Origin of the sequence: Streptomyces tendae (genome assembly GCF_008632955.1) — a bacterium.
Lineage (GTDB): Bacteria > Actinomycetota > Actinomycetes > Streptomycetales > Streptomycetaceae > Streptomyces.
Genome location: NZ_CP043959.1, coordinates 1,997,103 through 2,019,698, shown reverse-complemented (window position 1 = coordinate 2,019,698; position 22,596 = coordinate 1,997,103). Strand labels below are relative to the sequence as shown.

Annotated in this window: 23 protein-coding genes and 2 pseudogenes; 14 read left to right on the top strand and 11 right to left on the bottom strand. The window is 72.9% G+C overall.

Translation table 11 applies throughout. The features are described from left to right. The first annotated feature begins 23 nt into the window (after positions 1-23). The 3 genes and pseudogenes from F3L20_RS09415 to F3L20_RS09405 form a co-directional block, all read left to right on the top strand. Complete coding sequence (locus F3L20_RS09415) at positions 24-569, top strand: NUDIX domain-containing protein (protein ID WP_150153783.1); 546 nt, start codon at positions 24-26, stop codon at positions 567-569. 27 nt (positions 570-596) lie between these two features. Continuing rightward, a complete protein-coding gene (locus tag F3L20_RS09410) occupies positions 597-989 on the top strand; it encodes a YidH family protein (RefSeq protein WP_150153781.1) in 393 nt (130 codons plus the stop codon). After that, positions 977-1,204 (top strand): annotated as a pseudogene (locus F3L20_RS09405) (DUF202 domain-containing protein); the annotation flags it as partial. The gene F3L20_RS09410 and the pseudogene F3L20_RS09405, both read left to right, overlap by 13 nt. Positions 1,205-1,440: 236 nt before the next feature. Here F3L20_RS09405 and F3L20_RS09400 read toward each other — a convergent pair. After that, positions 1,441-2,370 (bottom strand): NADP-dependent oxidoreductase, encoded by a 930-nt coding sequence (locus F3L20_RS09400; protein WP_150153779.1) that lies wholly within the window; start codon positions 2,368-2,370, stop codon positions 1,441-1,443. Positions 2,371-2,578: 208 nt separating this feature from the next. Between F3L20_RS09400 and F3L20_RS09395 the strand changes: the two genes are divergently transcribed. Beyond that, positions 2,579-3,601, top strand: a complete 1,023-nt coding sequence (locus F3L20_RS09395) for a phosphotransferase family protein (RefSeq protein WP_150153777.1) — start codon at positions 2,579-2,581, stop codon at positions 3,599-3,601. 6 nt (positions 3,602-3,607) lie between these two features. Beyond that, entirely contained in the window at positions 3,608-4,822 is a 1,215-nt protein-coding gene (locus F3L20_RS09390; RefSeq protein WP_150153775.1) for an acyl-CoA dehydrogenase family protein, read from the top strand. Between the two features lie 109 nt (positions 4,823-4,931). Here F3L20_RS09390 and F3L20_RS09385 read toward each other — a convergent pair whose 3' ends face one another. Together F3L20_RS09385 and F3L20_RS09380 are read right to left on the bottom strand one after the other, a co-directional pair. Continuing rightward, positions 4,932-5,525 (bottom strand): TetR/AcrR family transcriptional regulator, encoded by a 594-nt coding sequence (locus tag F3L20_RS09385; RefSeq protein WP_150153773.1) that lies wholly within the window; start codon positions 5,523-5,525, stop codon positions 4,932-4,934. A 200-nt stretch (positions 5,526-5,725) separates the two neighbouring features. Further along, complete coding sequence (locus tag F3L20_RS09380) at positions 5,726-6,499, bottom strand: SDR family oxidoreductase (RefSeq protein ID WP_150153771.1); 774 nt, start codon at positions 6,497-6,499, stop codon at positions 5,726-5,728. A gap of 169 nt (positions 6,500-6,668) precedes the next feature. On the opposite strand from F3L20_RS09380, the gene F3L20_RS09375 reads away from it, so the two are divergent. The 3 genes and pseudogenes from F3L20_RS09375 to F3L20_RS09365 form a co-directional block, all read left to right on the top strand. Further along, positions 6,669-7,925 carry an exo-beta-N-acetylmuramidase NamZ family protein gene (locus F3L20_RS09375; protein ID WP_206338878.1) on the top strand — a complete coding sequence of 419 codons (1,257 nt, stop codon included), beginning with the start codon at positions 6,669-6,671 and terminating at the stop codon, positions 7,923-7,925. A 472-nt stretch (positions 7,926-8,397) separates the two neighbouring features. After that, positions 8,398-9,000, top strand: a complete 603-nt coding sequence (locus tag F3L20_RS09370; protein WP_150153767.1) for a hypothetical protein — start codon at positions 8,398-8,400, stop codon at positions 8,998-9,000. Positions 9,001-9,136: 136 nt separating this feature from the next. Continuing rightward, a pseudogene (locus F3L20_RS09365) lies at positions 9,137-9,466 on the top strand (RNA ligase (ATP)); the annotation flags it as partial. 36 nt (positions 9,467-9,502) lie between these two features. On the opposite strand, the gene soxR reads toward F3L20_RS09365, so the two are convergent. Next, the gene (gene soxR, locus F3L20_RS09360; protein ID WP_150153765.1) at positions 9,503-9,979 is read right to left on the bottom strand and encodes a redox-sensitive transcriptional activator SoxR; all 477 of its coding nucleotides are present in this window, start codon (positions 9,977-9,979) and stop codon (positions 9,503-9,505) included. Positions 9,980-10,110: 131 nt separating this feature from the next. Between soxR and F3L20_RS09355 the strand changes: the two genes are divergently transcribed. Next, positions 10,111-10,572 (top strand): MaoC family dehydratase, encoded by a 462-nt coding sequence (locus tag F3L20_RS09355; protein ID WP_150153763.1) that lies wholly within the window; start codon positions 10,111-10,113, stop codon positions 10,570-10,572. On the opposite strand, the gene F3L20_RS09350 is transcribed toward F3L20_RS09355, so the two are convergent. From F3L20_RS09350 to F3L20_RS09340, 3 genes are all read right to left on the bottom strand, one after another. Continuing rightward, positions 10,563-11,207 carry a TetR/AcrR family transcriptional regulator gene (locus F3L20_RS09350; protein WP_150153761.1) on the bottom strand — a complete coding sequence of 215 codons (645 nt, stop codon included), beginning with the start codon at positions 11,205-11,207 and terminating at the stop codon, positions 10,563-10,565. The two genes, F3L20_RS09355 and F3L20_RS09350, sit on opposite strands and share 10 nt — an antisense overlap. Before the next feature lie 447 nt (positions 11,208-11,654). Further along, a complete protein-coding gene (locus F3L20_RS09345) occupies positions 11,655-11,942 on the bottom strand; it encodes a YiaA/YiaB family inner membrane protein (RefSeq protein WP_150153759.1) in 288 nt (95 codons plus the stop codon). A gap of 73 nt (positions 11,943-12,015) precedes the next feature. Further along, entirely contained in the window at positions 12,016-13,167 is a 1,152-nt protein-coding gene (locus F3L20_RS09340; protein ID WP_145828068.1) for an acyl-CoA dehydrogenase family protein, read from the bottom strand. A gap of 93 nt (positions 13,168-13,260) precedes the next feature. Between F3L20_RS09340 and F3L20_RS09335 the strand changes: the two genes are divergently transcribed. Next, positions 13,261-13,902 carry a TetR/AcrR family transcriptional regulator gene (locus F3L20_RS09335; RefSeq protein ID WP_024885233.1) on the top strand — a complete coding sequence of 214 codons (642 nt, stop codon included), beginning with the start codon at positions 13,261-13,263 and terminating at the stop codon, positions 13,900-13,902. Positions 13,903-14,010: 108 nt separating this feature from the next. Next, positions 14,011-14,733, top strand: a complete 723-nt coding sequence (locus F3L20_RS09330; protein ID WP_206338877.1) for a helix-turn-helix domain-containing protein — start codon at positions 14,011-14,013, stop codon at positions 14,731-14,733. A 290-nt stretch (positions 14,734-15,023) separates the two neighbouring features. On the opposite strand, the gene F3L20_RS09325 is transcribed toward F3L20_RS09330, so the two are convergent. Further along, complete coding sequence (locus tag F3L20_RS09325) at positions 15,024-15,632, bottom strand: TetR/AcrR family transcriptional regulator (protein ID WP_150153755.1); 609 nt, start codon at positions 15,630-15,632, stop codon at positions 15,024-15,026. 98 nt (positions 15,633-15,730) lie between these two features. On the opposite strand from F3L20_RS09325, the gene F3L20_RS09320 reads away from it, so the two are divergent. The 3 genes from F3L20_RS09320 to F3L20_RS09310 all read left to right on the top strand — a co-directional run bounded on the left by F3L20_RS09320 (position 15,731) and on the right by F3L20_RS09310 (position 18,572). Continuing rightward, the gene (locus tag F3L20_RS09320) at positions 15,731-16,762 is read left to right on the top strand and encodes a zinc-binding dehydrogenase (protein WP_150153753.1); all 1,032 of its coding nucleotides are present in this window, start codon (positions 15,731-15,733) and stop codon (positions 16,760-16,762) included. Beyond that, positions 16,759-17,361: an NADPH-dependent F420 reductase gene (locus tag F3L20_RS09315; protein WP_150153751.1), complete on the top strand. Its 603-nt coding sequence runs from the start codon at positions 16,759-16,761 to the stop codon at positions 17,359-17,361. Before F3L20_RS09320 ends, F3L20_RS09315 begins: the two co-directional genes overlap by 4 nt. 92 nt (positions 17,362-17,453) lie before the next feature. Continuing rightward, positions 17,454-18,572 carry an alkene reductase gene (locus F3L20_RS09310; protein WP_150153749.1) on the top strand — a complete coding sequence of 373 codons (1,119 nt, stop codon included), beginning with the start codon at positions 17,454-17,456 and terminating at the stop codon, positions 18,570-18,572. A 9-nt stretch (positions 18,573-18,581) separates the two neighbouring features. Here F3L20_RS09310 and F3L20_RS09305 read toward each other — a convergent pair whose 3' ends face one another. The 3 genes from F3L20_RS09305 to F3L20_RS09295 all read right to left on the bottom strand — a co-directional run bounded on the left by F3L20_RS09305 (position 18,582) and on the right by F3L20_RS09295 (position 22,518). Further along, the gene (locus tag F3L20_RS09305) at positions 18,582-19,667 is read right to left on the bottom strand and encodes a Zn-dependent alcohol dehydrogenase (RefSeq protein ID WP_150153747.1); all 1,086 of its coding nucleotides are present in this window, start codon (positions 19,665-19,667) and stop codon (positions 18,582-18,584) included. Between the two features lie 16 nt (positions 19,668-19,683). Beyond that, positions 19,684-21,072, bottom strand: coding sequence for an aldehyde dehydrogenase family protein (locus F3L20_RS09300; protein ID WP_150153745.1), 1,389 nt, complete (start codon positions 21,070-21,072; stop codon positions 19,684-19,686). A 90-nt stretch (positions 21,073-21,162) separates the two neighbouring features. Beyond that, positions 21,163-22,518 carry an ABC transporter ATP-binding protein gene (locus tag F3L20_RS09295; RefSeq protein ID WP_150153743.1) on the bottom strand — a complete coding sequence of 452 codons (1,356 nt, stop codon included), beginning with the start codon at positions 22,516-22,518 and terminating at the stop codon, positions 21,163-21,165. Between the last annotated feature and the right edge of the window lie 78 nt (positions 22,519-22,596).

Here is a 22,596-nt window from a genome sequence, read left to right as displayed (position 1 = left end):
AGAGCGGGAGGACCGAGAGCGGAATGAGCGAGAGCGGTCGGAGTGCGGACGAGGTCATCGACGTCGTCGATGAGCAGGACCGGGTGGTGGGGCAGGTCCGGCGCGGGGAGGCGTACGCGCGGGGGCTGCGCCACCGGTGCGTCTTCGTCCTGGCCAGGGACGGCACGGGCCGGATCTTCGTCCACCGCCGCACGCCGGCCAAGCTGGTCTTCCCCTCCCTGTACGACATGTTCGTCGGCGGGGTCGTCGGCGCCGGCGAGGAGTACGACGAGGCGGCCCTGCGGGAGGCCGAGGAGGAACTCGGCGTGAGCGGCCTGCCGCGCCCCTCGCACCTCTTCACCTTCCTGTACGACGACGGCGCGGCCCGGACCTGGTGGTCGGCGGTGTACGAGGTGCGCTGCGACCTGCCGGTGCGGCCTCAGGCCGAGGAGGTGGCCTGGTACGACTTCCTGCCGGAGGCGGAGGTCGAGCGGCGGCTCGGCGAGTGGGAGTGGGTACCGGACGGGCTGGCGGCGTACGAACGGCTGCGGGCGTTCCGGGCGGGCGCACGCGGGCACGGGACCGGCTGATCGGAGGCGACCGGTAAGGTCGCCGACGTGATCGACTTTGTACGGAACGTCCGGTTGTGGTTCTCCCCCGCCGAGGTGCGGGAGGACGGGGAGACGCCCGACTACCGCTTCTCGCTGGCGAACGAGCGGACGTTCCTCGCCTGGCTGCGGACCGCGCTCGCGCTGATCGGCGGCGGGTTCGCGGTGGACCAGTTCCTGCCCGACCTGCGGTGGGGCTGGCGGGTCGGGCTGGCCCTCGCGCTGCTGGCGGCCGGTGCGCTGTGCGCGTTCCGGGCGGTCAACCACTGGGTGCGGTGCGAGCGGGCGATGCGGCGCGGGGAGGACCTGCCGGTGTCGCGATTCCCGGCGCTGCTGGGCGTGGTGGTGGCGGGAGTCGCCGTGGTGATGGTCGTGGTGGTGCTGGTGGGGTGGGAGAAGTGACGTCCGGCTCGGCTGCGGGGGCGGGGCGGGTGGACCGGGATCCGGGGTTGCAGCCGGAGCGGACGCGGCTGGCGTGGCGGCGGACGACGCTGGCGAGCACGGTGGTGGCGGTGCTGGCGGGGAAGGCGGGGCTGGCGGGTGGGGCGTCGGGGGGTGTGCTGGCTTCGGGGGTCGTGTGCTGTGCGGGGTGGGCGGGGGTGTTGGTGGTTGCCCATCGGCGGATTCGGGGGTTGGCGGGGGGTGGGGAGCCTGAGCGGCTCTCGCTTCGGTATGCGGTGGGGATTGTGGTGTGCGTGCTGGTGACGGGGGGGGGGGGGGGGGGTGGTGCTGTGGTAGCGGTTTCTCGCCCCCTCCGCCCCTTCCCTTCCCGACCCCGGGGCTGCGCCCCAGACCCCCTTTCGGCCCTTCGGGCCTCGTCCTCAAACGCCGGACGGGCTGAGGATCAGCCGCGTCACTCGGGCACCCTGACCACGATCTTGCCGCGTACGTGGCCCTCCTCGCTGCGGCGGTGGGCGTCCGCCGCGCGCTCCAGGGGGAAGGTCTCCTCGACGTGGATGGCCAGGACCCCCTGGTCCGCCAGTTCCGACAGCTTGCGCAGGTCCTGCGGGTCCGGCCGGACGAACCAGTAGTGGCCCCCGTACTCGACCACGCCGGGGTCGATGATCGACGCCAGTCGGCCTTCCGGCACGAGGAGGTTCGCGGAGGTCTTCAGGGTGTCCCCGCCGACCGTGTCGAACACCGCGTCCACACCCTCGGGGGCGAGCCCTCGCACCCGTTCGGCCAGGCCCTCGCCGTAGCTCAGCGGCTCGGCGCCGAGGCCGCGCACGAAGTCGTGGTTGCGTCCGCTCGCCGTGCCGATGACCCGGGCGCCGAGGTGGGCGGCGAGCTGGACGGCGACGGATCCGACCCCGCCGGCCGCCGCGTGCACCAGGACGGTCTCGCCCCGGCGCACCCCGAGGACGCGGTGCAGCACCTGGTACGCGGTGAGCCCGGCCAGGGGGATGCCGGCCGCCTGCTCGAAGGTGAGGCCGCGCGGCTTGGGCGCGAGGGTACGCACGGGTGCCGCCACGTACTCGGCGAAGGTGCCCCCGGAGAGGACGTCCTGGCGCACGTAGCCGATCACCTCGTCGCCCGCGGCGAACTCCGGGACGGCGGGTCCGGACCGGACGACCACACCTGCGACGTCCCAGCCGGGGACGACCGGGAAGACGGTCGGGAGGATCGCGTCGAGATGGCCCTGCCGGGCCTTCCAGTCGACCGGGTTGACGGACGCCGCCCGCACCCGGACGAGCACCGTGTCGGGGCCGACCTTGGGGTCGTCCACGTCGCCGTACTCGAGGACCTCGGGGCCGCCGTACCGTGCGTAGCTGATCGCCTTCATGCGTCGACCCTCCGGGGTCCGCCCACGCCGTGCAAGCCGAATGGCCCGATGTACACCATTCGCGTCACCGCCGGCACACGGCGGGACCGACGGCGGGGACGTGATCCGCCTATCGTGGGCCCGATCACGTTGGGCCCCCGGTCTGGACGGCATACCGACCGGTCGGCATCATGGGTGGGTACGTGTCCGCCTGCATACAGGAGCGACGATGAGCCCCGATCACCCGCCCGGACTGGATCTCGACCGGCTGCGCGAGCTGCTCGAACGGGAGCGGCCCGGGCTGCTGGCCGGCCCGCTCACCGGCCGGCTGATCGAGGGCGGCAGGTCGAACCTGACCTACACGGTCACCGACGGCGCGGCGACCTGGGTGGTACGGCGGCCGCCGCTCGGCCATGTCCTGGCCACCGCGCACGACATGAAGCGCGAGCACCGGGTGATCAGCGCGCTGCATCCGACGAAGGTGCCGGTGCCGCGCCCGGTGCTGCTGTGCGAGGACGAGGAGGTGCTGGGCGCGCCGTTCTACGTCATGGAGTACGTCGAGGGCACCCCCTACCGCACCGCCGACCAGCTGGCACCGCTGGGCCCCGAGCGCACCCGCACGGCCGTGCTGAACCTGGTGGACACGCTGGTCGACCTGCACGCCGTCGACCCCGCCGAGGTCGGGCTCGCCGACTTCGGCCGCCCCGAGGGGTTCCTGGACCGGCAGCTGCGGCGCTGGGGCAAGCAGCTGGACGCCTCCCGCAACCGGGAGCTGGCCGGCATCGACGAGCTGCACGCCGCGCTCGGCCGTGCACTGCCCTCGTCCCCCGCGCCCACCGTGGTGCACGGCGACTACCGCCTCGACAACGCGCTGATCAGCGACGACGAGTCGGTCCGCGCCGTTCTGGACTGGGAGATGTCCACCCTGGGCGACCCGCTGACCGACCTGGGGCTGCTGGTGATGTACAGCATGCCGCTGGGCATGCCGGACTCCCCCGTCTCCACGACCGCCGAGGCCCCCGGCCACCCCGCCCCGGCCGAGCTGATCGAGCGCTACGCCGCGCGGTCCGGCCGGGACGTGTCGGCGGTGTCCTGGTACACCGCGTTCGCCTGGTTCAAGCTCGCGGTGATCCTGGAGGGCATCCACTACCGGTACACGCTGGGTCGGACCGTCGGGGCCGGTTTCGACCGGATCGGCGATCTGGTCCCGGTCTTCATCGAGCACGGTCTGACCACCTTTCAGGAAGGCTGACCCGACATGGACTTCGCGTTCGACGCGCGCACCGAGGAGCTGCGCGCCCGGCTCCTCGCCTTCATGGACGAGTACGTGTACCCCGCCGAGCAGGTCGCGCACGAGCAGCGCGAGCGGCTGGCCTCGCCGTGGGAGAACCCGCCGGTGGTGGAGGAGCTGAAGGCGGAGGCCCGCCGGCAGGGCCTGTGGAACCTGTTCCTGCCCGACGCCGAGTACGGCGCGGGACTCACCAACCTGCAGTACGCCCCGCTCGCCGAGATCACCGGCCGGTCCCCGCAGCTCGCCCCCACCGCCACCAACTGCGCGGCGCCCGACACCGGGAACATGGAGGTGCTGGCGCAGTTCGGCGACGAGCAGCAGAGGAAGCAGTGGCTGGAGCCGCTGCTCTCGGGTGAGATCCGCTCGGCTTTCGCGATGACCGAGCCGGACGTGGCCTCCTCCGACGCCACCAACATCACCACCCACATCCGGCGGGAGGGCGACGCCTACGTCATCTCCGGCCGCAAGTGGTACATCTCCGGGGCCATGCACCCGGACTGCAAGATCTTCATCGTGATGGGCAAGACCGACCCGGACGGGGCGGACATCCGCCGCCAGCAGTCCATGGTCCTGGTCCCGCGCGACACCCCGGGTGTCACCGTGAAGCGGGCGATGCGGGTCTTCGGCTACGAGGACCACTACCACGGCGGTCACGCCGAGGTGGTCTTCGACGAGGCGCGGGTGCCGGTGTCGAACCTGATCGGTGAGGAGGGCGGCGGCTTCGCCATCGCCCAGGCGCGGCTCGGTCCGGGCCGGATCCACCACTGCATGCGGCTGATCGGCATGGCCGAGCGGGCCATCGAGCTGATGTGCCGGCGCGCGGTGTCCCGGGACGCCTTCGGCAAGGCGCTCGCCCAGCAGGGTGTGGTGCAGAACTGGATCGCGGACGCGCGTGTCGCGGTCGAGCAGCTGCGGCTGCTGGTGCTGAAGACGGCCTGGATGATGGACACCGTCGGCAACCGGGGCGCCCACACCGAGATCCAGGCCATCAAGATCGCCACGCCGCGCACGGTCGTCGGCATCCTCGACCGGGCGATCCAGCTCTACGGCGCCGGCGGGGTGAGCCAGGACTTCCCTCTGGCCGAGCTGTACGCGGGCGCGCGCACGCTGATGATCGCGGACGGCCCGGACGAGGTGCACCAGCGGTCGCTGGCCCGCCGGGAGATCAAGAAGTACCTGTAGGCGCGGTTCGCCCCGCCGGTGCGGCCGACATCGGCGGGGCGGCCGGCTCCGGGGACCACGAGACCCCGGGGACGGCGGGGCCCCGGGGACGACGGGGCGCCGGGACGGCTCAGGCGCGCAGCGCGCGCAGCAGCAGGTCGGCGAGGTGGTCGGCGACCTCCTGGGGGCTGAGCGGACCGTCGGGGCGGTACCAGGTGGACAGGTGGTGCACCGAGCCGAAGTGGTAGTCGACCACGAGGTCGGCCGGGGTCGCCGTGGAGAACACGCCCTCGCGCTGGCCCTCCTCGATCAGCGCACGGAAACGCTCGTGGTAGCGGCGGCGCTCGGCGCGGACCTGCTTGTTCTTCTCCGGGCCGAGGTGGTGCATGGAGCGGAAGAAGATCGACGCGTCGTCGAGGTTCTCGATGGTGGTCACGACCACGTCGGCCGCGGCGCCGCGCAGCCGCTTCTCGATGGGTTCGTCGGCGTCGGCGAACTGGTCCAGGCGCTCCTGCTGGAGGCGCAGCACGCGCGCGTACACCTCGTGCAGCAGGTCGTCCTTGGACCCGAAGTAGTGGTAGAGCGCCCCCTTGGTGACGCCGGCCGCCTCGACGATCTCCTGCACCGAGGTGCGGTCGTAGCCCTGCTCGGCGAAGAGCCGGGTGGCGGCGGCCAGCAGCCGCTGCGGCACGGGGGTCCCGTCACCGTCCGTCGTTCTGGGCACTGCCGCCACCCGCCTTTCCGTGTTGCTGTCGGTCGTCGTGCGTCAGGAAACGCCGTCCCCGACGGAGGATCTTCCCACTTCACGGATCCGCCTCCGGAGGCACACCTCCCCGCCCAGTTTCTCCCCCGGCGCGGCGGCGGGTACGGGCGGGTCCGTTCGGGAGCCCGTCCGGCGGGGGCGGGCGGGGGTCGCGGAGCGGGTCAGCGGGTGGCTTCCCACTGCTGCTGGACGCGGTTCATGCCGGAGAGCCAGCGGTCGGGGTCGGTGGCGCGGGCGCGGTAGTAGTCGGCGACCTCGGAGTGCGGCAGGATCAGGAAGCGGTCCTGCTCGATGCCCTCGAACAGGGCGTCGGCCACGTCCTCCGGCTCGATCGCGGTCGGCTTCAGGACCAGCTCGCCGGCGCTGCCGCTCGCGTCGAGCATGTCGGTGCGCACGCCCTGCGGACAGATCGCGTGCACCTTCACCCCGCGGTGCCGGTACGTCAGTGACAGCCACTCGGCGAAGGCGTAGGCGCCGTGCTTGGTGACGCTGTACGGGGCGGTGCCGATCATGGTGAGCAGCCCGGCGGCGGAGACGGTGGAGACGAAGCGTCCGCCGCCCCGCTCCAGCCACTCGGGGAGCAGCGCGTGGGCCGCGCGGACGTGGGCCATCACGTTGACGTCCCAGGACAGGGCCCAGTCCTCCTCGCGCAGCGGCTCCCCCGGCTCCCCGCCGTCCCGGCCGACCCCGGCGTTGGCGCACCAGACGTCGATCGTGCCGCCGAGCGCGTCCCGGGCCTCCTCGACGATCGAGGAGGCGTCGCCCGCCACCGCCGGACCGCCGATCTCCTCGGCCACGGCCTTGGCGCGGCCGGCGTCCAGGTCGTTGACCACGACCCGCGCCCCCTGCGCGGCGAAACGGCGGGCCAGCGCCGCCCCGATGCCGCCCCCGGCTCCCGTGACGACCACCTTCGCACCCTGCACGGCTTGCACCATCGGTCTCCTTCGACGCGGCTCCCCAACGGCTGTCCGCGCCAGACTAACCGGTCGGTATGCCGGGTGGAAGGGGTCTTCCGCGTGGCGCGGGTCCGACGCGTTCCCCGGGACGGTCCGGCACGCTAGCGTGCGTGGGCATGACATATCCCGCGATCACGGAGGTCACCGTATGAGGCTGTCCCGACGGAGCCTGCTCGCCACCACCACGGCCGCGGTCGCGGCCTCCGCCGCTCCGGCCGTCGCCGCTCCCGGGCCGGGGTCAGGACACGGCGGCGGCCGGACACTGCGTACCGGGTTCGAACGGCTCGCGGCGGACGGCTACGCGCTGCTCGACGGCCGTCGCGTCGGCATGGTCACCAACCCCACCGGCATCACCCGCGACGTGCGGCACATCGTGGACGTCATGCACGCGGACGGCCGGGTGGACCTGGCCGCGGTCTTCGGCCCCGAGCACGGCTTCCGGGGCACCGCGCAGGCGGGCGGCTCGGAGGGCCGGTACGACGACCCGGCGACCGGCCTGCCCGTGTACGACACCTACCTGAAGAGCGGTCAGGCGCTCGCCGACATCTTCACGGCGTCCGGCGTGGACACGGTCGTCTTCGACATCCAGGACGCCGGCGCCCGTTTCTACACGTACATCTGGACCCTGTTCGACTGCATGGAGGCGGCGCAGCTCGCGGGCCTGTCCTTCGTGGTCCTGGACCGGCCGAACCCGGTGACCGGGCGGGCGGCGCTGGGTCCGGTGCTGCACAAGGAGTTCGCGACCTTCGTCGGACGGCAGCCGATCTCGCAGGCGCACGGGATGACGGTGGCGGAGCTTGCGCTGCTGTTCAACGAGGAGTTCCTGACGGCGCCTGTCGCCCTGGAGACCGTGAAGATGTCGGGGTGGAAGCGGTCGGACTTCTACGACGCGTCCGGGATGCCGTGGGTGCCGCCGAGCCCGAACATGCCGACGCCGGAGACGGCGCTGGTGTACGCGGGCACCTGCCTGTTCGAGGGCACGAACCTCTCCGAGGGGCGCGGCACCACCCGGCCGTTCGAGCTGCTGGGCGCGGAGGGCGTCGACGGGCGCTGGGCGGCCGCGGCGAACGAGCTGGGGCTGGCGGGCGTGCGCTTCCGTGAGGCGTACTTCGCGCCGACCTTCTCCAAGTTCCAGGGAAAGACCATCGGGGGCGTGCAGCTGCATGTGCACGACCGGGAGGCGTTCGACCCGGTGCGTACCGGCATCGGCCTGCTGATCACGGCGAAGCGGTCGTGGAGCGGCTTCGCCTGGCGCGAGGACAACTGGATCGACAAGCTCACCGGCTCCACCCAGGTGCGCACGATGATCGACGCGGGCGCGGACACGGACGAGGTGGTGGGCGGCTGGCAGCAGGAGCTGGCGGCGTTCCGCCGGAAGCGGCGGAACCACCTGCTGTACCGCTGAGCGCGGACGGGCACGGGACGGCGGCGGGTCGCGGGCGGCGACCCGCCGCCGTCCCGTTCACGCCCGCCGCCGCCCCGGCGCACCACGAAACCACCTCACCACCATGACCTGCGGTGACACAGCCGCACCCGGCGTTACGCGGGACCCCTCGTCCGGCCGGCCGGTGATCGGTATGCATATCGGCGGAGTGTTCAGGAACCCGTGGAAGCCGCGGGGAGTTCTCAGAGCGTCGGGGAGAGTTTCTCCCCCGCCGGGAGGACACGGAGTCCGTTACCGCCGGTATCCCCGCGGAAGACGACAACTGAAGCACGGGCCAAGGGAGTTGGCGGGACGCCCCCGCGGCCGGCTGAGGGGGGGCCATCGAAAAAGAGATGGAGCCGAATCGCGTGCCGGCGCGTCTATTCGGCGTCGTCCGTTCGACGACGCCGAAGTGACCGGATTACAGGTGCAGGTGTGACGGAGGTGCAGGACGATGGCCGGTTTCCGGAGTCTGGCGAGACAGGTCCGAGATCCCCGGTGCGATCTGGCGCTGCGGCGCTACTCGCTGCGCAAGTGCCTGGAGCGGTTCGCCCCGTACGGGCACCGGGCGACCTGGGACCATCTGTGTGCGCGGGCCGGGTTCGACCCCGAGGACCGCTCCGTCGACCCGGCGCGGCTCGTGGCCGCACTGGACGAACTGGAGGAGGCCCGGGCGGTCTGGCTGGCCTACGAGGTGGAGTTCGCCGAGCGCCGCAGGAAGGAGAAGCACGACGGTCTGCGCAGGCCGGGAACTGTGGACGACTGGCACCGGATGACCTGGGGCGGTTTCGGGGTGGCCTGGTGCGACGACCCGCGGGTGCACCCGCGCGAGCCCCTGGCCGAGGTACTGCGGCGGCTGATCGACGCGCTGGAGCGTGAGCCGGGCTCGTCCTGCCCCGTGTGCCAGGGGGAACGGCTCATGTGGCGGCACGACCTGGATCACGAGCCCTCGACGGGCCCGGTGTGCGCGGACTGCGGGATCCTGGTGCCGCGCCCCGTGCTGACCACGGCGGCACTGGCGGAGGCCCGCCGGGCGAGGCTGCTGGTCTCGGCCTGAGCGCCGGGGCGGCGGAAGCGACGTGAGCGACGGGGGACAGCGGGAACGACGGAGGCGTCGGGGTCACGGGGGTGCGCCGGGGATGCCGCACCCCCTGGGCTCCGGGGCACGTACCAGCTGGTGATCCGCTCGTTGCGCCAAGCGGGTCGGCATCACCGGTGAGGTGTACGGCGCCGACGGGCGGCGCGACGCGCTCGGGTACGCCGTGTTCGACGCCTCGGCGGAGATCGACGACGAGGTGCGCCGGCTGGACGCGGCGAACCTGCTCGACGGCCGCCTGCCGCTGGTGCCCCGGCTGTACACCGGTCCGTACGACGGCGAGCGGGTGCTGGAGTTCGCCCGTGGCCGGGAGACGGTGTCCGGCCGGGCGGTCGAGCGCCACAGCCCGGTGACGGGCGGCCGCGCCATGGCCAAGGCCGTGAGCCCGGCGTACCTGACCCGTAAGGGCGGCACGGACTACGAGTGAGTGAGTGACGGCGGCTGAGAGCGGCGGGATCGTCCCTCAGTCGCCGGACCCCTTCCTGCGGCTCTCCGCCATCAGACGGGAACCGGTGAGACGCTCGCCGAAGATGTCGTCGGGGTTGGACAGCACGCAGCCCTCGAGCGACAGGCAGCCGCAGCCGATGCAGTCGGTGAGGTGGTCGCGCAGCCGGTTCAGCTGCCGGATGCGTTCGTCCAGCTCGGAGCGCCAGGCCTCGGAGAGCCGGGCCCAGTCGTCACGGGTGGGGGTGCGCTCCTCGGGCAGTTCGGCGAGCGCCTCGCGGATCGTGAGGAGCGGGATGCCGACGCGCTGGGCGGCGCGGATGAAGGCGACCCGGCGCAGGGTGTCTCGGGTGTAGCGGCGCTGGTTGCCGGAGGTGCGCCGACTGCTGATCAGCCCTTTGGACTCGTAGAAGTGCAAGGCCGAGACGGCGGCGCCGCTGCGGGCGGAGAGCTGCCCGACCGTGAGCTCGTGGATCTTCTCTGGAATCCGGTGCACTCCCCGAAGCCTACCGACCCCGTACGGCGGCCGGTCCGTTGACAGGGGCCCCTCAGCCCACCATGCTAAGCAGTTGCTTAGGCATGCGCACGGGGATGCGCCTGCGACTACGTGACGCGAGAGGCCGGGACATGGCAGAGCCGAGGATCTTCACGTCCGTCGACGACCTGAGGGCGGCGGTGGGCGAGCAGCTGGGATACACCGACTGGCTGGAGGTCGACCAGAAGCGGATCGACCTGTTCGCCGAGGCCACCGGGGACCACCAGTGGATCCACGTCGACCCGGAGAAGGCCGCCGCGGGGCCGTTCGGCACGACCATCGCGCACGGCTACCTGACGCTGTCGCTGCTGCCGCTGTTCGGGCCGCAGCTGCTGTCCGTCGAGGGCGTGAAGATGGGCGTCAACTACGGCACCAACAAGGTGCGCTTCCCCGCCCCCGTCCCGGTCGGCTCGCGGCTGCGTGCCACGGCGAAGATCAGTGCGGTCGACGAGGTGCCGGGCGGCGTCCAGGTGGCCACCGCCTTCACCGTCGAACGCGAGGGCGGCGACAAGCCGGTGTGCGTCGCCGAGTCGGTGGCCCGCTACTACCTCTGAGCGGACCCGGCGCCCTTGGCCCCCACCATCCGGAGCACGAGGTCGGCGTAGAGCGCGCCGACCTCCTCGGGGGTGCGGGGCCCGTTGACGTTGAACCAGCGGGCCACGTCGATGCACAGCGAGAGCACGGCGAGCGTGGTGCCCGGTACGTCGGGGACGTCGAACTCGCCGGAGCGCACCCCGTCCTCGATGATGCCGCGCACCTCGGCGTCGACCTGCCGGCGCAGGCCGACGATCTCGGCGCGGGCGTCGGGGCCGAGCGAGTCGAGTTCGTACTGCACCACGCGGGCGGTGGTACGCCCGCGCGCGTGCCAGCGGACGAAGGAGCTGACCGCCTCGGCGAGCCGCGCGGTCGCGGTGCCCTCCTCACGGGCGGCGGTGCGCAGGATGTCCAGCGCCTTCTCGTGCCCGATCCGGCTGATGCGGTGGAGCAGCTCTTCCTTGGTCTTGTAGTGGATGTAGAGCGCGGCAGGGCTCATGCCGGCGCGGCCCGCGATGTCACGGGTCGTCGTGGCGTGGTAGCCGCGCTCCGCGAAGGCCTCCACGGCGGCGAGCAGCAGCCGTCGGGCCGCGTCGGGCGTGACCTCACCCCACGGCTGCGCCTCACCGCCGGCCGTCTCCTCCGCCGTACTCATCGCTCACCCCATTCACTGGCAGGGACGACATCCTACCGGCAAGGGTGAGCGAGCGCTTAGGGCACGTCCGGCGGACGTGTCCTTCCGGGTCGGGGATGACTGGCAGCGCGCCCCGGAACAACACCCCAGTGCCCTCACCCGGCGCCCCCGAAAACCCCCCGGTGCGGATACGAGCCGGGGGCTGTTCGCGTACCCCGGCGCTTGCGGGTTGCCGCCGCGCCCACCCGTGCCGCCCCAGCGGCACGACTGCCCGCGGTTGGCGGCACGGAGGGCGATGGCCCGCCACGGCGTCGAAGTGGCCGCGAACGGCGGGGAGGGGGTGGGCGCCCGCAGCGGCTGGCGCGTCAGCACCCTCACCCCACAAGCACGCTTCATCGCGCCAGACCGAGGACGTCCACCCCTACCCCGCCCCCGCACCACCCACCCACCGCAGGCGCGACGCGCACCTCAGAGCTTCTGCAGCGGATCGTGCTCGGCCAACAGCTTCTCCAGCCGGGCCTGATCCACCCGGTTCACGATCTGCCCCGCCTCCTGCCGGTCACGGATGACCTTGGCCAGCGTGAATGCGGAGGTGACGAGGTACAGGACCGCGATACCGAGGAACGCGCGGACCCAGGCGTCGGTCTCCAAGTTGAAGATGCCGACCGCGGTGGCCCCGAGGGCCACTCCGAAGGACGCCACGGCCTGACCGTAGAAGGCGGCCGTACTCTGCTGCTTGACCGGTGTGTCGCTCATGGGGAACAGAATCGGCCGACGCGACGCCGGCCACATCCGCGCGGATACTCAGCCGGTACTCATCCTCCGCTCCTCAGAAGGCCGAAACCCCCGTCAGCGCACGGCCGATGACCAGCTTCTGGATCTGACTGGTGCCCTCGTACAGCGTCATCACCCGCGCGTCCCGCAGCAGTTTGCCCGCCGGATACTCGTCGATGTAGCCGTAACCACCGAACACCTGCAGCGCGTTGTTCGCGGCACGCACAGCCGCCTCCGACGCGAACAGTTTCGCCTTGGAGGACTCCACGGCGAACGGCTTCCCCCGGTCGATCAGATCGGCGACCCGCCAGGTCAGCAGTCGCGCCGCGTCCACGTCGACGGCGATGTCACTGATCAGCTCCTGCACCAGCTGGTGCCCCGCGATCGGCTTGCCGAACTGCTCCCGCTCCCCCGCGTAGGCCACGGCCGCGTCCAGCGCGGCCTGCGCGATGCCGACGCACCCGGCCGCGACCGACATCCGCCCCTTGGCCAGGGCGGACATGGCGACCGAGAAGCCGCGCCCCTCCTCACCGAGCATCGCGGTCGCGGGCACCCGCACCCCGTCGAACACCAATTCGGCCGTGGCCTGCCCGCGCAGGCCCAGCTTCCCGTGCACCTCACGACGGCTCAGACCGGGGCTGTCCGTGGGCACCAGGAACGCGGACACGCCCTTGTGCCCCGGCGCGTCGGTGGACCGTGCGAAGAGCAGCACCACATCCGCCCACGTCCCGTTCGTGATGAACATCTTGGCGCCGTCGACGACGTACTCGTCACCGTCCCGCACCGCACGCGTGGCGAGGCTGCCGGCGTCGGAACCGGTGCCCGGCTCGGTCAGGCCGAAGCAGCCGACGTAGTCACCGGAGGTCAGCCCCGGCAGCCAGGTCCGCTTCTGCTCCTCGTCGCCGTACGCCGCGATCGTCTTGGCGACCAGGCCGAGGGAGACGGAGACGATGCCGCGCACGGAGGAGTCGCCGCGCCCCAGTTCCTCGGTGACCAGGCAGTACGCGAGGTGGTCGCCGCCCGAGCCGCCGTACTCCTCGTCGATCGTCAGCCCGAGGAAGCCGACCTCGCCGAGCTTCTTGACGATGCCCCGGTCGACCTCCTCCGCGCGGTCCCAGGCGGTGGCGTGCGGCACGACCTCGCGCCGCACGAAGTCCCGGGCGAGCCGGCGTACGGCCTCCTGCTCGTCACTCAGCTCCAGGTTCATCCCGAGTCACCCCATGTGAGACGCGCGTGGTCGTGGCCGTGCACAAATAAATTAGCACTGCTAGTTTAGTGCCGCAGCCCTACTATGTGCGCCATGGCCCGACCGCGCAAGCCCTTGCTCAGCACCGACCGGATCGTCGAGACGGCGCGTGCGCTGGTCGACACGGAAGGGCTGGCCGCGGTGTCGACCCGACGGCTGGCCGCCGAACTCGGGGTCAGCGGGCCGTCGTTGTACAACCACTTCCGCACCAAGGACGAGATCCTGGAGGCAGTGGCCGACTCGGTGAGCGCGCAGGTCGACCTGTCGATGTTCGAGGACGGCCGGGACTGGCGGACGGCGCTGCACGACTGGGCGGTCTCCTACCGCGGCGCACTGCGCGACCACCCGAACATCGTCCCCGTGCTGGCCCGGGGCCCCGGACGGCGTCCCGCGGCCCTGCGGCTTGCCGACGCGGCCTACGGCGCGATGGTCGAGGCGGGTTGGCCGCCCGCCCAGGCGACCTCCATCGGCGCGCTGATGCGGTACTTCATCATGGGGTCGGCGCTCGGCTCGTTCGCCGGCGGCTTCGTGGACGACGCGAGCGCCTACGACCCCGCCGACTACCCGCACCTCGGTCAGGCGCACCTGCTGGCCGAGCAGCAGGAGAAGATCGACGAACGGGCCTTCGAGACCGGCCTCACCGCCCTGCTGGACGGGCTGGCCCTGCAGTACGAGCAGGTACGGCAGCACACCTGACGGTGCACATCCCGCCGGTGCGCACCACCCGGTGCCACCACTCGGTGCCACCGGCCGTTGTCACGCGCCGCCCGGACACTTCGGTGCGCACCGAACCGTCCCTGCCGCATGCTGGAGGGCATGACCTCGAAGGATTCCCGGGCAGGCGCACTGGCCCGCCTCGCCGCACTGATCGCCGACGAGACCCGCGCGGCGTGCCTGCTGGCGCTGCTGGACGGGCGGGCCTGGACGGCGGGCGAACTGGCCCGGCACTGCGGGGTCGCCGCGTCCACGCTCAGCGAGCACCTGGGCAAACTCATCGGCGGCGGGCTGCTGACCGAGGAACGGCAGGGGCGGCACCGGTACGTGCGGCTCGCGGACGCCCGGGTCGCTCAGCTCCTGGAGGACCTGACCGCGCAGATCGCGCCGGGTGCCGCCGCACCCCCGCGCGGACTGCGGCAGTCGGGCGCGGGCTCCGCGATGGCGCGCGGCCGTACCTGCTACGACCATCTCGCCGGGCGGCTCGGCATCGCCGTCACCGACGCCCTCACCGGGCGGGGCCTGCTGCGCCAGGACACGGGGTTCGCGCTCACCGACGCGGGGCTGCGCTGGTTCGGCGCGCTGGGCATCGACCTCGACCGCCGGGGCCGGCGCCCCCTGGCCCGCGCCTGCCTGGACTGGACGGAACGGCGCCCCCACCTCGCCGGGACGGCGGGCGCGGCCCTGTGCCGGCACGCCCTGGACGAGGGCTGGTGCGTACGCATCGGCTCCGAGCGCGCGGTGAAGCTGACCGCCACCGGCGAACACGCCCTCGCCACCCACCTGGGTCTCGACGTCACCACGCTCCGCTGAGCGACCCGCCCTGCACCACGGCGCCGAGCGACCAGGCACGCCGAGCAGCACCACACCCCGGGGCGACACCGCGGCCCCGAGCGGCCCCACACCCCGGAGCAGCACCACGCCCCCCAGCCGACACCGCGATCCCGAGCACCCCCACTCCCCGAGGCAGCACCACAACCCGGAACAGCGCCACAACCCCGAGCGCCCCCACATCCCAAAGCAGCCCACAACCCGGAGCACCACCACAACCCCAGCCGACACCGCGGCCCGAGCGACACCGCGGCCCGAGCGGCGCACGCCGGTCAGTCCAGGGCGTGGGCCCGGGAGGTCCGCAGGATCTCGTCGGACAGGCCGGGTTCGACGTGGCGCACGGCGCGGGCCAGCACCATCGCGCCGACCATCCGGCTGAGCAGCAGCACCGCGCGCTCCCGCGCCTCCTCCGGGGAGACGCCCCCACCGCCCTCGCCCCCCTCGCGGGCGAACTCCCCCGCGAAGCCGGCGAGATACCCCTCCACTCCGGCCGCGTACGACCGCTGGACCTCCTCGGTGTGCCGCCCGGCGTCGATGACGAGGGACGCGGAGGGGCAGCCGCCGTCCGGGGCGTCGCGGTGGCCGGCGGAGAGGTAGTCGTCCACCACGCGCCGCAGCGGGGAGCCGACAGGGGCGTCCCCCTCGTCGACGGCCTGCCGCAGGACACCCAGTGACGCCGCGAACGACGCGTTGCACACCTCGGCGGCCAGGTCGTCCTTGGAGGCGAAGTGGTTGTAGAAGCCGCCGTGGGTCAGGCCCGCCTCCTTCATCAGGTCGGCGATGCCGACGGCGTCGATGCCCTGCGCGCGGAACATGCGTCCGGCCGCCTCGACGATGTTCTGCCGGTTCCTGGCCTTCTCTTCCTTGGTGATCCGCGGCATGCCCGCCCGCCCTCCGCCTCGACGACTGTTTGACGTTTTCAAGGTTACCCCTCATCATTATTTTAATGTCGATCATCATTAAAAGGTGGTGAGGAGCCATGCGTTCCGTCGTGCACACCCGGCAGGGGGACCCTGCCGAGGTCCTGTCGCTGAGGGAGGAGCCCGGCCGGCCGCGGCCCGGCGCCGGGGAGGTGCTGGTCCGTCTGCTGGCCCGGCCCGTCCATCCGGGCGACCTGGTCGCCGTGGAGGGCGTGCCAGGACTCGCCGGACAGCAGGAGGGGGCCCGGATCCCCGGGGTCGAGGGGATGGGCGTCGTCGAGAGCGTCGGCCCGGACGTGCGGGACCCGGCACCCGGCCGGCGCGTCGCGGTCTTCCCGGCGCCGGGGACGTGGGCCGACTTCGTCGTGGTCGGCGCCGACCGGGCCGTACCCGTGCCGGACGAGGTCGGCGACGACACCGCGGCCCTGATGCTGGTCAACCCGCTGACGGTGCTGATGCTGCACCGGGCGCTGGAGCAGGCCCTGGACGGGCACCGAGGGCCGGTGCTGCAGACCGCCGCCGGGTCCTCCGTCGGCCGGCTCGTCGCCGCGGCCGCCGTGCGCCACGGCCTGCACCTGGTCAACCTCGTCCGCAGTACGTCCGGGGCGCGGACACTGCGCGCGCTGTTCCCCACGCTGCCCGTAGTCGCGACGTCCGACGCCGACTGGCGGGAGCAGGTCCGCCGCGCGGCCGGCGGCCAGGGCGCGCGGGCCGTCCTCGACAGTGTCGGCGGCACCCTGATACGCGACCTCACGGACCTGCTCGCCGACGGCGGCACCCTGATCACCTACGGCCGGCTGGGCTCCGGCACGACCGCGCTGGAGGAGCTGCCGCTCGTCCAGCGGGGGCTGACGGTACGGGGCGTGACGGTGTGGCACTGGGCGCACCGCACCCCCGAGGAGCGGGCCCGGGACATCGCCTTCGCCGTGGACCTGGCACAGACCTCACCGGAGTCCCTGGAGGTCGCCGCTTGCTACGACCTGGCCGACTTCAAGGCGGCCGTCGAGCACGCCCGCCGCCCTGCCAAGAGCGGCACCGTCCTGCTGACCGGCACACGGGAGACCGGCGCCGAGGAGGGGAGCGTCCGATGAGGATCGGCATGATCGGTGCCGGAACCGTCGCCCAGGCCGTCGCCCGGCACGCCGTCCGCCACGGTCACGAGGTGGTGCTCAGCAACAGCCGGGGACCCGCCTCGCTGGCCCCGCTGGTGCGGGACCTCGGCCCGCTCGCGTCCGCCGCGACCCCCGCCGAGGCCGCCGGCGCGGACCTGGTCGTGCTCGCGGTCGGCTGGACGCGCGTCCCGGACGTCGCCGCCGTCCTCCCACGCCTGGACGGGACCGTCGTCGTCGACGCCACCAACCAGTTCGCGTCCCTGCCTCCCCGTCCGAGGATCGCCGACCTGGGCGACCTCACCGGGAGCGAGTACGTCGCCTCCCTGCTGCCCGGCGCGCGTGTGGTCAAGGCCTTCAACACCCTCTTCGCGCAGTACATCGCGGCGGATCCGCGTCACGAGGCCGGGCGGCAGGTGCTGTTCCTGGCGGGCGACGACCCGGACGCCAAGGGCACCGTGGCGGACCTGGCCTCCGCGTTCGGCTTCGCGCCCGTCGACCTCGGGCCGCTGCGTGAGGGGGGACGCCTGATGCAGCTGGGCGGCCCGCTGTCCGGTCTGCACGTCCTCAAGCAGGACTGATTCCCCCGTCCGTCCACGCTCCCGCGTCGACGCGTCAACTCCGTATCCAGGTCGACGCGTCCCCTCCGTATCGAGAGAGAGAAGACTTCCTGATGTCCGACCCGACCACCCCCGTACCGGCCACCGCCCAGCCCCTTCTGCGGCCCGTACGGCTCGGCGCGCTCGACCTGCCCAACCGTGTCGTCATGGCGCCCATGACGCGCGCCCGTGCCACCAACCCGGAGCTGGTCCCCACCGCCCTGCACGCCGCCTACTACGCCCAGCGTGCCGGCGCCGGGCTGATCGTCAGCGAGGGGACCTGGGTGAGCCCCGAGGCGATCGGCTTCATCCATGTCCCCGGCATCTACACGGACGCCCAGACCGCGGGCTGGGCCGAGGTCACCGACGCGGTGCACGCCGCGGGCGGCAGGATCGTCTCGCAGATCGGCCACCTCGGTGCCGTCTCCCACCCGGACCACCACGGCGGCCGGCTCCCCGTCGGCCCCTCGGCGGTCGATCCCGGGGAGATGTCCTTCACGCCCGACGGCCCCAAGGAGACGGTCACACCCCGTGCCCTGACCGCCGCCGGGATCGCCGGCACGATCGCCGACTACCGGCGGGCGGCCGAGAACGCCCTGCGCGCCGGGTTCGACGGCCTGGAGATCCACGCCCAGGGGAACCACCTCATCGCCCAGTTCCTCAACCCGCGTCTCAACCTGCGCACCGACGCCTACGGCGGCAGCACCGAGAAGCGGGCGCGGTTCCTCCTCGACGTGGTGGAGGCCGTGACCGACGTGTGGGGCGGCGACCGCGTCGGCGTCAAGCTGTCCCCGTACTGGAGGAGCGGGCCGGCCTTCACCGCGGACGCCGAGACGCTGGCCGACTACGACCAGCTCCTCAAGCGCCTCGGCGACAGCGACCTGGCCTACCTCCACCTGGTCGGCCCGGCGCCCGGCGAGGGCACCGACGACACCCTGACGGCGTTCGCCCGCTTCCGCGCCCACTACCGTGGGGCCGTCGTCGCCAACCTCGGCTTCACCCGGGAGAGCGGCAACGACCTGCTCGAACGGGGGCTGGCCGACGCGGTGTCCTTCGGGGCCCCCTTCGTCGCCAACCCGGACCTCGTCGACCGGTTCACCCACGGCCTCCCGCTCGCCGAGGGCGACCGGGACACCTACTACACGGGCGGGGTGACGGGGTACACCGACTACCCCGCCGCGCCCCGCCCGTAGCGGCCGGCCCTAGAACACGACGAGGGCGCGGCCCCCCTTGCCGGCGAGCATGGTGTCGAAGGCGGCCGGGATGCCGTCCAGGGTGATCCGTTCGGTGACCAGGGCGCCCAGGTCGAAGGCGCCGGAGCGGATGTGCCCGGCGAGGACCGGGAGGTCGCGGGCGGGGTCGGAGTTGCCGTAGACGCAGCCGGAGAGGGTGCGCCCCCAGTGGAAGATCTCCAGGGCGTTGAAGGTGACCTGCTCGTCCTTGCCTCCGATGCCGACGACCGTGGTGCGCCCGCCGCGCCGGGTGGACTCCCACGCGGTGCGGATGGTGCGGGCCCGGCCGACGCACTCCACGGCCACGTCCACGCCCTGCCTGCCGGTGAGGGCGCGGATCTCCCGGGCGGTGGTGTCGGAGGCGACCACGTACTCGGTGGCGCCCGCGGCGCGGGCCAGTTCCTCCTTCTCCGGGGAGACGTCCACGGCGACGACGGTGGCGGCGCCCGCGATCCTCGCCGACTGGAGCGCGGCGAGGCCCACTCCCCCGACGCCGAACACGGCGACGGTCTCACCGGCGCGGACGCGGGCGGAGTGGTGGACCGCGCCGTAGCCGGTGAGCACGGCGCAGCCCAGCAGGGCCGCGTCGGCGAGGGGGACGCCGTCCGGGGCGGGCAGCACACAGGCGCCGGGCACCACGGTCTCCTCGGCGAACGCGGCCACGTTGAGGCCGGGGTGCAGCTCGGTGCCGTCGTCGGCGCGGCGGGCGTGCACCCGGGCGGCGCCGTCCAGGGCGTGGGCGCACAGCCAGACCTCGCCGCGGGCGCAGGCGGGGCAGGTGCCGCAGGACGGCGCCCAGTTGAGGACGACCGCGTCACCGGGGGCGACATGGGTGACGTCCTCGCCGACGGCGACGACGGTCCCGGCGCCCTCGTGGCCGAGGACGGCCGGGACGGGCACACGCATGGTGCCGTCGGACAGCGACAGGTCGGAGTGGCAGACCCCGGCGGCGGCGAGCCGCACCCGCACCTCGCCGGGTCCGGGCTCGGGCAGGTCGATGCCGGTGACCTCCAGCGGGGCACCGACGGCGGGCAGAACGGCGGCTCGTACGGCCATGGCGGTCATGACTCCCTTAGAACTGGAGAGACTTGGTCTGCAGGTACTCGGTCAGGCCGTGGGAGCCGAGTTCGCGTCCCACGCCGGACTGCTTGTAACCCCCGAACGGCGCGAGCGGGTTGAAGCGGCCGCCGTTGATGTCCACCTGTCCGGTGTCCATGCGGCGGGCGAAGGCCACCGCCTCGGCCTCGTCGCCGGCCCAGACGGCGCCGGCCAGGCCGTACACGGTGCCGTTGGCGATGCGCAGTGCGTCCTCCTCGTCCTCGTACCGCAGTACCGAGAGCACGGGGCCGAAGATCTCCTCCTGGGCGATGGTCATCTCCGGGGTGACGTCGGCGAAGACCGTGGGGCTGACGTGGAAGCCCTGCGGGTGCGGGGACTCGGGGCCGCCCGCGACCAGGCGGGCGCCCTCGGCGACGCCCTTCTCGATGTAGCCGCGCACCCGGTCCCGCTGCCGGGCGCTGACCAGGGGGCCGATGCGGTCGGCGTACTTGCCGGCGGCGGCCGCGGCGAGCTCCACGGCCTCGTCGTACCGGTCGTGGTGGACCAGCATCCGGGTCCAGGCGCTGCACGTCTGCCCGGAGTTGGACATCACGTTGGCGACGCCAACGTTGACGGCACGGGCCAGGTCGGCGCCGGGGAGGATGACGTTGGCGGACTTGCCGCCGAGTTCCAGGGCGACCTTCTTCACCATGCCGGTGGCGATCGCGCCGATCCGGCGGCCGACGGCGGTCGAGCCGGTGAAGGAGAGCAGGTCGACGTCCGGGTGCTCGGCGAGCGCCTGGCCTGCCACCGGGCCGAGGCCGGTGACCAGGTTGAACACGCCCGCCGGGACGCCGGCCTCGTGCACGCACTCGGCGAAGATGCGGGCGACCAGCGGGGTGTCCTCCGCGGGCTTGACGACCAGGGTGCAGCCGGCGGCGAGGGCGGGCGCGGCCTTGGCGACGATCTGGTGCAGCGGGTAGTTCCACGGGGTGATCGCGCCGACCACGCCGACGGGTTCGTGCAGCACCGTCGAGTTGCCGACGCGCTCCTCGAAGGAGTGGCTCGCGGCGAGTTCGGCGTAGGAGCCGGCGACCGCGACGGGCACACCGGCGTGGACGGTCTGCGACAGCTTCTCGGGCGCGCCGAGTTCCGCGGTGACCGTCGCGGCGATCTCGTCGCGGCGGGCTTGGAGCTGGTCCCGCAGGGCGGTGAGGCGGGCCGCTCGCTCGGCGGGCGGGGTGGCGGCCCAGCCGGGGAGGGCGGCGCGGGCGGCGCGTACGGCGGCGTCGACGTCCTCCACGGTGCCCGCCGGGACGGTGGCGATCACCTGCTCGTCGGCCGGGTTCACCACCTCGATCACGTCCGGGCCGGCGGCGGGGCGCCAGGCGCCGTCGATGTACATGCCGTCGTATGCCTTCATCGCGCTTCCTCCGGGGCGGGGGCGTCCTGTGCGGACACCTAAACTAGCGATGTTAGTTTTATCGCGCCAGAGGGACGGCCGGGCGCCGCGCTACTCCTCCAGGTCGGGCAGCCGGTCCGGGCTCGGGCAGATGCGCTGACCGTGCTGGTCGAAGACGAAGAGGTGCGCGAGGTCGACCAGCAGCGGGACCTGCATACCGTGCCGCAGCCTGATGTCGGGGGTGGTGCGGACGATGAGGTCGCCGGGTACGCGCGGCTCGGCGGGGGCGGTGGCGGGGTCACCGGCGGACTGCGAGCGCTCGTTCTCCTCCAGGGTGGCCACGGCCCCGGCGCGCAGGGCGCCCGCCCGCTCCCGCAGGCGCTCCAGCACCGTGCCGCCCTCGCGCCGGCGGCGCCGGGCCGGACGGTCGGGGCTCGGCCGCGGGGCCTCCAGTTCGGGGACGACGGCGGGGCGGGAGCCGGTGTTGAAGTGCACCAGCACCTCGTGGCCCTGGAACTCCAGGTGCTCCACCAGGCCGGTGAGGGCCACCTCGCCGGGGCGCGCGACGGACGGCTTGGCGATCCGCACGGCCTCGGACCTGAGACCCACGATCACCTCGCGGCCCTGCTGCACCCGTAGCAACTGGTGATCCAGGGACAGCGGTTCGGGCAGCCGCAGGAACTGCTTGCCGAGACTGATCGTCATCGCCCCGTCGAGGGGGGCGCGGATCAGCCCGCGCAGCAGATTGATGCGCGGGGTGCCGATGAACGCGGCGACGAAGACGTTGTCGGGCAGGGAGTACACCGCGCGCGGCGTGCCGACCTGCTGGAGGACTCCGCCGCGCAGGACGGCGACCCGGTCACCGAGTGACATCGCCTCGGACTGGTCGTGGGTGACGTAGACGGTGGTGACCCCCAACTTCCGGGTGAGCTGGGCGATCTCGGCCCGCAGATGGTTGCGGAGCTTGGCGTCGAGGTTGGACAGCGGCTCGTCCATCAGGAACGCGGAGGGGCGGCGGGCGATGGCCCGGCCCATCGCGACCCGCTGGCGTTCGCCGCCGGAGAGCTGGGCGGGGAAGCGGTCGAGGAGGTCCTGGATGCCGAGCATGCGGGCGGTGGCGTCCACCTTGGGTGCCGGGTCGTCGCCGGGCGCCTCGATGCGCAGGGGAAAGCCGATGTTGTCCCGGCCGGTCATGCTCGGGTACAGGGCGAAGTTCTGGAACACCATCGCCATGTCCCGGTCGGACGGGGGCAGTTCGTTGGCGTACTCGCCGTCGAGGAAGAGGGTGCCCTCGTCGATCTCCTCCAGGCCCGCGATCATCCGGAGCACGGTGGACTTGCCGCAGCCGGACGGGCCGAGCAGCACGAGGAACTCGCCGGGGGTGATGGCCAGGGACAGCCGGTCGACCACGCGCACACCTCGCGCGTAGGACTTGCTCACGTCGTGCAGGGTGATGGCGCGTGTCATGAAGGTGCCCCCGGGGGCTCATCAGGGCGCTGCTGCTCCGCGGTCGGACGCCTCGTGCGGGTCGTACGGGGCGTGTGA

Excerpts from the sequence above, each read along its gene's own strand:
- F3L20_RS09400 (WP_150153779.1), bottom strand. The coding sequence starts at position 2,370 with ATGAAGGCGATCAGCTACGCACGGTACGGCGGCCCCGAGGTCCTCGAG.
- F3L20_RS09355 (WP_150153763.1), top strand. The coding sequence starts at position 10,111 with ATGGCAGAGCCGAGGATCTTCACGTCCGTCGACGACCTGAGGGCGGCG.
- F3L20_RS09305 (WP_150153747.1), bottom strand. The coding sequence starts at position 19,667 with ATGGCCGTACGAGCCGCCGTTCTGCCCGCCGTCGGTGCCCCGCTGGAG.
- F3L20_RS09380 (WP_150153771.1), bottom strand. The coding sequence starts at position 6,499 with ATGGTGCAAGCCGTGCAGGGTGCGAAGGTGGTCGTCACGGGAGCCGGG.
- F3L20_RS09340 (WP_145828068.1), bottom strand. The coding sequence starts at position 13,167 with ATGAACCTGGAGCTGAGTGACGAGCAGGAGGCCGTACGCCGGCTCGCC.
- F3L20_RS09345 (WP_150153759.1), bottom strand. The coding sequence starts at position 11,942 with ATGAGCGACACACCGGTCAAGCAGCAGAGTACGGCCGCCTTCTACGGT.
- F3L20_RS09395 (WP_150153777.1), top strand. The coding sequence starts at position 2,579 with ATGAGCCCCGATCACCCGCCCGGACTGGATCTCGACCGGCTGCGCGAG.
- F3L20_RS09315 (WP_150153751.1), top strand. The coding sequence starts at position 16,759 with ATGAGGATCGGCATGATCGGTGCCGGAACCGTCGCCCAGGCCGTCGCC.
- F3L20_RS09325 (WP_150153755.1), bottom strand. The coding sequence starts at position 15,632 with ATGCCGCGGATCACCAAGGAAGAGAAGGCCAGGAACCGGCAGAACATC.
- F3L20_RS09335 (WP_024885233.1), top strand. The coding sequence starts at position 13,261 with ATGGCCCGACCGCGCAAGCCCTTGCTCAGCACCGACCGGATCGTCGAG.
- F3L20_RS09370 (WP_150153767.1), top strand. The coding sequence starts at position 8,398 with ATGGCCGGTTTCCGGAGTCTGGCGAGACAGGTCCGAGATCCCCGGTGC.
- F3L20_RS09300 (WP_150153745.1), bottom strand. The coding sequence starts at position 21,072 with ATGAAGGCATACGACGGCATGTACATCGACGGCGCCTGGCGCCCCGCC.
- F3L20_RS09310 (WP_150153749.1), top strand. The coding sequence starts at position 17,454 with ATGTCCGACCCGACCACCCCCGTACCGGCCACCGCCCAGCCCCTTCTG.
- F3L20_RS09415 (WP_150153783.1), top strand. The coding sequence starts at position 24 with ATGAGCGAGAGCGGTCGGAGTGCGGACGAGGTCATCGACGTCGTCGAT.
- F3L20_RS09295 (WP_150153743.1), bottom strand. The coding sequence starts at position 22,518 with ATGACACGCGCCATCACCCTGCACGACGTGAGCAAGTCCTACGCGCGA.
- F3L20_RS09330 (WP_206338877.1), top strand. The coding sequence starts at position 14,011 with ATGCTGGAGGGCATGACCTCGAAGGATTCCCGGGCAGGCGCACTGGCC.
- F3L20_RS09350 (WP_150153761.1), bottom strand. The coding sequence starts at position 11,207 with ATGAGTACGGCGGAGGAGACGGCCGGCGGTGAGGCGCAGCCGTGGGGT.
- F3L20_RS09375 (WP_206338878.1), top strand. The coding sequence starts at position 6,669 with ATGAGGCTGTCCCGACGGAGCCTGCTCGCCACCACCACGGCCGCGGTC.
- F3L20_RS09390 (WP_150153775.1), top strand. The coding sequence starts at position 3,608 with ATGGACTTCGCGTTCGACGCGCGCACCGAGGAGCTGCGCGCCCGGCTC.
- F3L20_RS09320 (WP_150153753.1), top strand. The coding sequence starts at position 15,731 with ATGCGTTCCGTCGTGCACACCCGGCAGGGGGACCCTGCCGAGGTCCTG.